Source organism: Sphingobium sp. MI1205, from assembly GCF_001563285.1.
Classification (GTDB): Bacteria; Pseudomonadota; Alphaproteobacteria; order Sphingomonadales; family Sphingomonadaceae; genus Sphingobium.
Genome location: NZ_CP005189.1, coordinates 21,086 through 30,811, shown reverse-complemented (window position 1 = coordinate 30,811; position 9,726 = coordinate 21,086). Strand labels below are relative to the sequence as shown.

The 9,726-nt window shown below is 69.4% G+C and carries 3 protein-coding genes; all 3 read right to left on the bottom strand.

Going from position 1 to position 9,726, the window contains the following annotated elements; genetic code table 11:
* Positions 1-2 precede the first annotated feature (2 nt).
* The 3 genes from K663_RS16640 to K663_RS16630 all read right to left on the bottom strand — a co-directional run bounded on the left by K663_RS16640 (position 3) and on the right by K663_RS16630 (position 9,708).
* The gene (locus tag K663_RS16640) at positions 3-1,979 is read right to left on the bottom strand and encodes a heme-binding protein (RefSeq protein ID WP_062121141.1); all 1,977 of its coding nucleotides are present in this window, start codon (positions 1,977-1,979) and stop codon (positions 3-5) included.
* On the bottom strand, positions 1,976-3,364 hold the full coding sequence (locus K663_RS16635) for a multiheme c-type cytochrome (protein WP_062121636.1): 1,389 nt from the start codon (positions 3,362-3,364) through the stop codon (positions 1,976-1,978). The genes K663_RS16640 and K663_RS16635 overlap by 4 nt, the downstream gene beginning before the upstream one ends.
* A 74-nt stretch (positions 3,365-3,438) precedes the next feature.
* Positions 3,439-9,708: a hypothetical protein gene (locus K663_RS16630; RefSeq protein WP_062121139.1), complete on the bottom strand. Its 6,270-nt coding sequence runs from the start codon at positions 9,706-9,708 to the stop codon at positions 3,439-3,441.
* Positions 9,709-9,726: the final 18 nt, after the last annotated feature.

The window sequence follows — 9,726 nt, the reverse complement described above, 5'->3', positions numbered from 1 at the left end:
CGCTACAGCCCCTGACACACATTCTGGGACGAACTGTCGAGGAACGGCGCAAAGGGGCAGCTGACATAGCGCAGCCGCACGGCCTTACTCCCCAGATCCACGACGATCTGGTCCGCCCGGATCGCAACAGGCGCATTGCCGATGCCGCCGCCGCGCTGGCCGCCATTATGCGCGCCAAGGAAGCTGATCATGTCATCCTGATCGATGCCGTCGCCCGACACGCCGATCGCGCCCACCAGCGCATTGCCGCGATAGATGGGGACCGAACCGGGGAAAATCTGAACGCCGTTCTGGATGCGGTTGCCCGCGCCCACCCCGGCCAGAGCCGAACAACGCTGCGGCGTGTCGCTGGCGCTCGCCCCGGTCACAAAGGCCAGATGCGCGGCCAGATCGCCCACCACCAGCGCCGACTGCAATCCGGTGGAAAAGGGATTGAACTGCGCGATGGGGCGGGAGAATGGCCCGTTCGGACGGCCCACCTCACCATCGGGGAAATAGGGCCGCGACAGCAGGCCGTTCGCCCGGTCGGTAAAGGCATGCGTCCCCGTCAGTGCATCGGAGTCATTCAGGAAAGTCCGCGCCTTGCCCACGAACGCCGCCACATCCGCGCTGCTGCTCGCCAGCAGGTCCGGCGCGGCATGGCCGCTGGAAAAGAAGGCCGCAGTCCGCGCCTTCTGCAAGCTGACGTCCGTGCCAAAGATCGGCGCATCGGGCGACCGCACGATGCCCAGCGCCGCCCCGCGCGTATCCACGACGCTGATCGTCACCTGCGCCCTGCTGTCCAGCGGTTGCCGGATCTGCGCCCGCGCCCGGCTCATGATGGCAAAGGCTTCCTCCAGCACCGCCGTTACTTCGGCGGCGGTCAGCGGCTGCGCCACATCGCCCGCATCGGTCGCCGCCCGAATGGGAAAGCGGTTCGCCCCCGACCCGTCCGTCAGCACGAATGCGTCGCGATTGGCAAATTCCCCGACCCGCGACTGGCGCACGCCCGACGCCTCGGTCCCATACGCCACGCCCGCCAGCACCATCGGCGCGGGTTCGCCATAATAGCCGCGCACCGCCACCAGCGCCCCGGCGCTGCCATTGATCGCGGCAAAGCTCACCGCCCCGCTCGCCATCAATCCCGCATAGGCCGCATCCGAATAGCGCAGCGATGTGCCGTCCACGAAGATGTGATTGGCGCGGATAGTGTCGGGCGCTTCAAAGCCCAGCGTCCCGGCGAGCGCGATATATTCTTCCGGGTCATTATCCGTGTCGGTGACATCGGGATCGGACCCATAGACGCCGTCCGCCATCACGCCGACGCCGCCTACGACCACGCCATTCTTGTAGAGCGGAAAGCCCCCCGGATCAGCCGCCAGCCCCAGCGGCGACCGTTTCGGCCCGATCATCGCCTGGGCGCCCGACGACATGAAGCGCGCCGACAGGTCCGAACAGGGCAACTGGCTGAACTGCACGCCGAACAGCGGCCCGCTTTCAAGGCCCACCGTGCCCGGCGCGGGCGGGAAATGCTCCTGCACGATCATGCTCGCCGTGCGCGTGGAAAAGGCGTTGCCCCCGCTCGACAGATAGGCGCCGGTAATCGCCTTTGAAATCGCGCCAGCCTCCGCCGGGACGGTCAGGTTCTGCGCGTCGATATTCTGGCCATTGGGCGCAGCGCTGGTCGTGGCGCTCGCCCGCGCGCCGTTCATGCGGAACACGGCCAGCACATTGCCCACCCGGTCGGTGACGGCAATGACGGCGGGCAGGCTGCGCGCCTGCGCTTCGGCGACCGCATGGCCGACGACATTTTCCACATCGGCGACGGTCAGCGCCTCCTGCGCCGGATCGGCATAGAGCCGCGCAGGCGTGGGCGTAGGCGTCGGCGCAGGCGTGGGGCTGCCCCCGCTCCCGCCGTCACTCCCGCCACCGCCGCAGGACGACAGGATCAGCGCCGACGCCGCAACCAGCGCGCTCAACCTGTGCCGCGCGCCGCTCACCGCAATGCTCCGATGCTGCGCGCGGCATTGCCCAGCGCGCTCCTGAACATGGCGGGCTGATAGCTATTGGGTTCCTTGACCGCCGCATAGGCGCGGTTGACATCAGCGCGGATGCCCGCCGCCGCGCCCACCGTTACCTGGCCCGACTTCACCATGCTGTTGAGCAGCGTGTCGATGGCCATCACCGCCTGCACGGACCCTTCATAATCGGTGAAGCGTGGGGCAATCGCCCCGCCCGCAATCTCGCGCACGATGGCGAACGCCATGTCGCCCTTCATGCCGCCGCTGGCAAAGGCGTCGCCCAGCGCCCGTGCGCTCGCCGCCAGCTTGCCCGCCGCCGCCACCGCCGCCCGCCGATCAGTCGCAATCGCCGCGTGGAAAGCGCGGCTGTCCGCATCGAACCGCCCCGCCAGCTCCGGCGCGGCGACCCGCGCGGCGGCGGACAGCAGGATCATATTTTCGTCATTGAACGGCGGCATGCCCGCCGGGATCGGCCGCCCCGGATTGGCCTCCCACGTCTTGGTCCGCTCCGCCTGATCATAGATGCGCCGATGGCAGCTTTGGCAGTCGAAGAAATAGAATTCCGGGAAAGCCCCTTCCGTCCCCTTCGCGCCCGCATAAAGCGTCAGCGCGCGTTCCACCGCCATCGCCTGACCCACCGCCCAAACTTTCAGGCTGTCGGTCCGCCCCTTGCGCCGCGCATAGTCGGCATCCTCGTCATGATGCGCCTGCATCGACGAAAACAGGTCCAGCTCGAACGAAATGCGCGGATGACCCGCCGCCATGATGCGATGATCGACGAACTGGCCGGGCCGGTCGCTGCCGAAATGGCAATCCAGGCACACCGAAGCCCGCGCCTGTGGCCGGTCGAGCGGGATCATGCCCGCCGCGACATTGCCCGCATGGCTCGCCCCCACCGCATAATGGCTCGCAATCCATCCGCCCGCAGGCCCGTGGCACGCCTCGCACCCCACGCCATCCTGCGCCAGGAACCGTGCGCCCCGCGCGACGGCGGGGGTTGAGTGACATCCCAGGCATGCGGGCGCTGCCGTCGGATCGCCCAGCCCCAGCGTCGCCGCAATCTGCCTGCTCCGCGTGCCGGACAGCACCGCAAAGGCCCGGCTATGCGCGCCGCCGGGGGTCGAAGGCTCCTGCCAGCGCATCAACTCGTCCTGGCGCACGACCTTGCCATCGCCCTCCATCCGCCCATGGCAGGTGGAACCCGCGCAGGAAGCAACGCCGACGAACGCCCGCCCGCCGGGCGCATCCGCCGCGCGCAGCCGGCTGCCGCCCACGCCGCCCAGCAGCAGCGCGAACAGCATCGCCGCCGCCAGCATCACGCCAGCCGCCCGCCTGCTCAACCTGTCGCCCCTTACGCCCCTCATTACGCCCCCTTGCGCACGACGCTCTTGCCCCGTCCGTCGCACCCTTTCAATCTGTTTTGCCACGCTTTTGCCGCTTATTGGGTCCCGCCGCCGCCGCAGGCCGCCTCCCCCGGTCCGCCGCATGGCCGATCCCACAGATCCTCGTTGCCCGCGCCCGTCACCGGTTCGTCGATCAACGGGGGAAAGCCCTGCGTCACCACATCGCGCAGCTGGATCAGCGCCAGCGGGAAGACCCGCGTCACCGACACGGTCGGGTCCAGCAGCCCGTCAAACGTATCCCGATTATCAATGCTGATCCCGGTGCAGGACGCGCCAGAACCAATGAAGCAGCCGTTGATCTTCGACCCGGCGGCATAGCGCCCGTCGATCGCCACCAGCGGGATCGTGTCCAGCCCCGTCGCGAACAGCCCGCCGCCCGTCGCCAACCGCCCGTTGATGGCGATCTGCGGCCGCGCGGTCCCCGTTTCGATGGTCAGGCTGTTGGCGGTAAAGCCGCGCCGGTCCGGGAAATCGGTCGAAAGCCCGCTATTCTGGATATAGACGCCCTCGCTCGCATGCAGCCGGATCGCCCCCGCGCGCAGCATCCCCTCGTCCAGCGCCAGCCCGTCATCCTGCGCCAGCCGCAGTTCGCGCGCGCCCAGCGTGCCCGCCGCCTCGACATCCGCGATCGCCGCCAGCGTCGCGGCGTAGATGACCGGCGCGTTCAGGCTCAACACGCCGCCCAGCGCGCCATTGGCGTCGCGGACGTCGATGGATCCCTGCCCGGCGATCACCTGCACCGCCTGCCCCGCCGACAATGTCAGCCCGCCCTGGCCGCTCCGCCCGGTCATCGCCACCGCGCCCTGCACACGCAGCAGGCCCGGCGTTTCGATGCTCATCACGCCGCCGCCCGCCAGCGTCGCCGTGCCAACGGTCAGGTCGCCGACGATGACGTCGCCGCTCGCGCCAATGGCGAGTTCTGCTGCCGACACCCGGCCCAGCTCCGCCGCCGACAGGCTGTATCCGCCGGTCGCATCGCCCCCGCCAATCGCCGCCCCGCCAGTCGCGTCGAAGCGCAGCAGCCCCGCCGCGTCGACCCGCCCGTTCGCGCCGATGACGATATCGCCCGACCCGATCGTCACCGCCTGCCCGCTGACCTGCCCCGCAACCGTCGCCAGCCCCGCGGCATTCAGCAGCACATTCCCGCTCGCCACCGCCTCGGCAATCGTCATCGCGCCGCTCGACCCCAGGCTGATGTTGCGGCCAAAGGCGGTGATCGCCCCTTGCGAAAGGACGTCGCCAACCAGCAAGTCACCCCCGCCCGCATCCAGCAGCGCCACGCCGCCCGACCGCACCTGCTGTGCATTGATGCCAGCGCCGATCAGGGTCAGCGTCCCGGCCGCCTGCGCGCTGTTCACGCTCAAGCCAGCGACCGACCGCAGCAGCAGGTTGCCCGTCCGCGCGTCGAACGCATTGGCGCTGATGCTGCCCGCATCAATGTCGATAGCGCCCGCCGCGACCGTGCCGCCGAATGTCGCCACTGCGCCCCGCTGCTGCAACAGGCCGTCAATGTCCGCCCCGCCCAGGTTCAGGCTGGCGTTGACGATCAGGTCGCCGCTCGTCACCGCACTGCCGATCTGCACGCCGCCCGGCGCGGTCAGCGTCTGGCTGCCTGCGTTCAGCGTGCCGATGCTGATGCTCGACGCCGACAGCGTGCCGCCACCCGCACCGACTGACATTGCCCCGGCGACGGCAAAGTCCCCGCCAATCGCGATGCCCGCGCCGCCCAGCGCATTGCCGTTCGCGTCCGCCATGTCGAGCAGCCCGCCCGACGACAGGCTGGCCAGCCGGATGTCGCCCGCCCCGCCGCCGCCCAGGCCAATCGCAACGCGCCCGGCAGCAGCGATGCCGCCACCCGCGCCATTGACGCTTCCCAGCGCGAACAGCCGCATGTCACCGCCCGCCGCCAGCGCGCTGCCGCCCGTCAGGTCGATGTCCCCGCCCTGCGCCAGCATCGTGAGCAGCCCCGCCGACCGCAGCGCAGCGCCCGTCACGCTGATCCCGCCCGGCGTGGCCAGATAGATGCTGCCCGCCGAAATGCTGTCCAGTCCCGCCGGACGCGCGCCATGGCTGATGGTGATGCTCGTGCCCGAATAGCCGGTCAGCGCGCCCGCCACCGCCAGCGCGCCGCCGCCATTAAAGGCGAAGGACAGCGGCCCCTGCGTCGTGAAATCGGCGGCCCCGCCGACCGTGACCGGATTGCCCGAAGCGGCAAAGTCGATCCCGGTAAAGCCCGGCGCTACCGCACCCAATGCGCTCAGCGTCATCGGTCCCGTGACGCGCAAACCGCCGCCCGCCGCCGTGCTGCCGTCGGCAAAGCCGATCCGCCCGCCGGTCGTGCCGCTCGCGCTCATCGAAAGCGACGCCAGCAGCCTTTGCGCGGTCGGTCCCAATAACGCGCCGCCGCCATTGGTCAGCGATGCGGTCCCGCCGCTGGTCAGGCCGTCAACCCCGCCAGCGCCGCCCAGCCCGGCGATCCCATTGGCCAGGATGGACAGGTCGCCCAGCACAAAGTCAGCATCGCTCGCCTCGAAGGCGGCCGCTCCGCCTGCCCCCGAACCACCATTGCCCCCAATGCCCGCGCCCAGCGTCGGATCGGTCGCCGCGCCGCCATCCGCGCCAGCGCCGCCATGCCCGACCGCCGAAATGCTGTAGGCGGGCAGCGTCGAAAAACCGCTGTTCACGCGCAAACGGCCACCGTCGATGCGCAAGGTCGCGGCCCCGCCAGCCGCCTGTCCGCCCGATCCGCCCGCGCCACCGGCGGGTCCGTCCTGCCCGGCCGATCCTGCGCCGCCAAATGCATCGCCGCTGAGCGTCATCACCGCGCCAATGATCGCGTCGGCCCCCGCATTCACCGCAAACAACGCCGTGCCGCCCGTCGCGTCGCCACCATCCGCGCCCGCCAGGCCCAGCCCGCTCTGAAGTCCCACGGCCCCGCCTGCGCCACCCAGCGCCTGCGCCAATATGCCGATATCACCCGCATCGAGCGAGGTGGATGTTCCGGTCAGCCCCAGCGTCGCGGTGCCACCAAATGCATCGCCGCCGCGTCCGCCCGGGCCGATCTGACCGGCGCCACCCGCGCCGCCAATGCCGGATGCCGACACGCGCAATTCGCCGCTGACGCTGGTCGCGCCAAAGCCGATGTTGAGCGCCGCTATGCCACCGGTTCCTGCCCCGCCCGCGCCACCCGTGCCGCCGATCGCGCCAGCGCTGCCGATACCATCGGCGCTGACGATCAGGCTGGCGAAGGCGGGATCGACATCAATCAGCATGTCGGCAACGCCGCCCTGCCCTGCGCCGCCCGCACCGCCCGCGCCCGAACCATAGACGTAAATCGGTTCGTTATTGAGGTCATAGCCGCTGATATAGCCGTTGACCCCGGCATGGCCGCCCTGACCATCGGCCTTCACCGTCAACGCGCCGATCGCATGGCCTTCGTTGAGATAGGCGACGTTGGCCGTGCCGCCCGTGCCGTTGCCCGCCGCGCCGCCGGGCGCGTCGCTTTCATTGTGGCCGCCCGCGCCGCCAATCCCTTCTGCCGACACCAGCAGTGACGGGGCCGTCAGCGCGCCGCTGGCCAGCGTCAACCCGGCGGTGCCGCCAGTCCCGCTGCCGCCCGCGCCCGCGACATACAGGCCGCCCATGCCGTCCGATCCGGCAATGCCGCCCACGCCGCCATGGCCCTCCGCCCGGATGCTCAGTTCCTGGCCGACGATGATCTGCCCCGTGCCGCCAACGTCCATCAACAACCCGGCAGTGCCACCGACGCCAGCGCCGCCATCGGCGCCGTTCAGACCGGAAGAAAAAGAATAAAAAGGATCGCTGCCGCCGCCCGCGCCAATGGCCTGGATACGGATCATGTCGGCATTCAGCACGCCGCCGCGCGATTCCAGCAATGCCGTGCCGCCAATGCCCTGCCCCGCCAGGCTGGTGACCTCGTCCACCGCATTCGCGGCGCTGCCCGCCCCGCCGATGCCGCCTGCCACCAGGTCCAGCGACCCGATGGTGGCGCTGCCCCCGGTCATCAGGAACTGGACCGATCCGCCCTGTCCAATACCCGCCTGGAACGGCGTGACGCCATCGCCACATTGCGGGCAGTTGACGTAGGAAGAACCGCCCTGACCATAGGCGCTGGCGAACAGGCTATCGGCCGTCATGCTGCCACCAGCGACCAGGACATTCACTGTCCCGCCGGTGCCGTTCCCGCCATCGCCCTCATTATAGGCCGATCCAGAAAGGCTCATCGAAGACATGAAGCCTTCCGACCCTGTCGTGGATGCGCCATCGGCATAAGCGGACACCGTGCCAAAGCGCATGACCGCGCTTCCCGCCGAACCGGCGCGGCTTTCCACCGTTATGCTGCCGCCCAGCCCGTCGCCGCCCCGACCCGCGACGCCGTCAAAGGATGGCGTACCGCCGCCAATGCCGCTCGCGTTGAGATCCATGAAGCCGTCCGCCATGAAATCGGCGTCGGTCGCGTGGATCAGGATCGACCCGCCGGTTCCGTTCGCGCCATTCTGGCCATAGCCGCCACTGCCATCCGCACGGATGTAGCAAGAGAAGGCGCAATCGGCGGTCAAACTGCCGCGCAGCCCGCCTGCCGCGCTCGCCGACACGGTGATGCTGCCCCCGGTGCCCGTGCCCGCGACGCCGCTGGCATCGCCGCCGGTGCCATTGGCATAGATATCCATATAGCCGGTCGTGATGCTGCCCCCGGCTGCCGACACGGCAACGGTTCCGCCCAGTGCATTGCCGCCGGTCAACGGCTCAGCAAACGCATATTCTACCCCGGCGCTCGCTGTCAGCGACACATTGCCGACATTGATCGCGCCGCCCAGCGTTCCGCTTGGCCCCGCAGCGGTCAGCGCCGACATGGTGATGGAGCCGCCCGTCGCATTGCCCGAACTGTCGCTGCCCGCGCCACCCGTCGCACCGGCAAAGGCCGACAGGCCGCCTGCGCTGATCGACCCGCCGTTTGCGATGACGTTGATCTCGCCGCCCGTCGCATCGCCGCCTGCCAGCAGGGGTGCGTTTACGGTGCCGCTAAGGCCCCTCGCGCTCACGTCCAGATGCATCGCGCCGGTGACGCTGATCTGCCCATTGCCCGCATTGGTCGCGCTGCCGCCATAGGTCAGCACATCGATCTTGCCGCCCGTGCCGCCGATCCCGGCGGTCAGGTCCATATTGCCGCCGACGCTGACTACGTCGCCCTGATCGGCGCGCAGGGTTATGGCGCGCTCGGCCATCAGGTCGATGGACCCGGCAAAGGCGACCGTGGGCGCGACGTCGGGCCGAACCATGATCTCGCCCGTCGCCTGCCCCTGCACATCGGGCTGCCATATGCCGCCGCCGATGCTGATGTCGGCCTGACCCGTGGCAGTCGCGTTGCGCGCGCCAGCGGCCCCTCCGGCGACGTCATAGCCCGCCGCCAGCACCACCGCGCTGCCGTCCTGCACCACGCTGTTCGCCGCGTCATAACCGACATTGCCGGACAACAGCATGGTCAGCGCATTATTCTTGGGCACCGCGACCATGAAGACACGCTGGGCATCGGTAACGGTCGCGCCCGGCCGTTCGGTCGATCCCGTATGCACCACGCCATTGGCGTCGGTCGTCCCGGCGCTGATGCTGATGTCGAACAGCCCGCCATTGATGGTGATGTCCGCCGCTTCCGCGCCGACATAGGCCGCCGATCCGTTGACCCGCACCGTCCCGCCCTGCACCACCCGTGGCGCGACCAGCGCGACATAGCTGCCGGTCGAAAGCGCCTCGATCTGCGCGCCGCTGCGTACCTCGACCGATGTCAGCGCATTGGCCGCCCCCCGGAAACGGATCGCGCCCGACATGGGATCATACAGGCCCCCTGTCGAATCGATGTCGTTGCTGGTCAGCACCAGCGATCCGACGCTGAACAGGCTGGTTGGCCCCGCGACGATGCCGCCCGGCGCGTAGAACCACACCTTGCCACCGGTCGAGCCGTTGATCTGGCTCTGCACCGTGCCGTTCAGCGCGACGACGCGGGACACGGGCACGCCGCTGCCATTCACCGGCAGGATGCGGTTCAGCACCGTGAAATCGCCGACGCCCGAAACGCTGTTGGTGAACAGCGCCGTCTTGTCGCTGGGCAGGAAATCGATCTCGCCCGTTCCCGAAATGTCGTTGGGCTGCCAGTTGATGATCGTTTCGGCGCTGTTCAGCGTGATGACATCGGTCGTCCCGCCCGCCGTCCCCTGCGCGATGGTGGGCGATCCCGTCGATGACGTCACCGACCCCTGAAACGCCGTCTGCGCCCGCACCTGCGGCATTACGCACGCCGCCGCCAA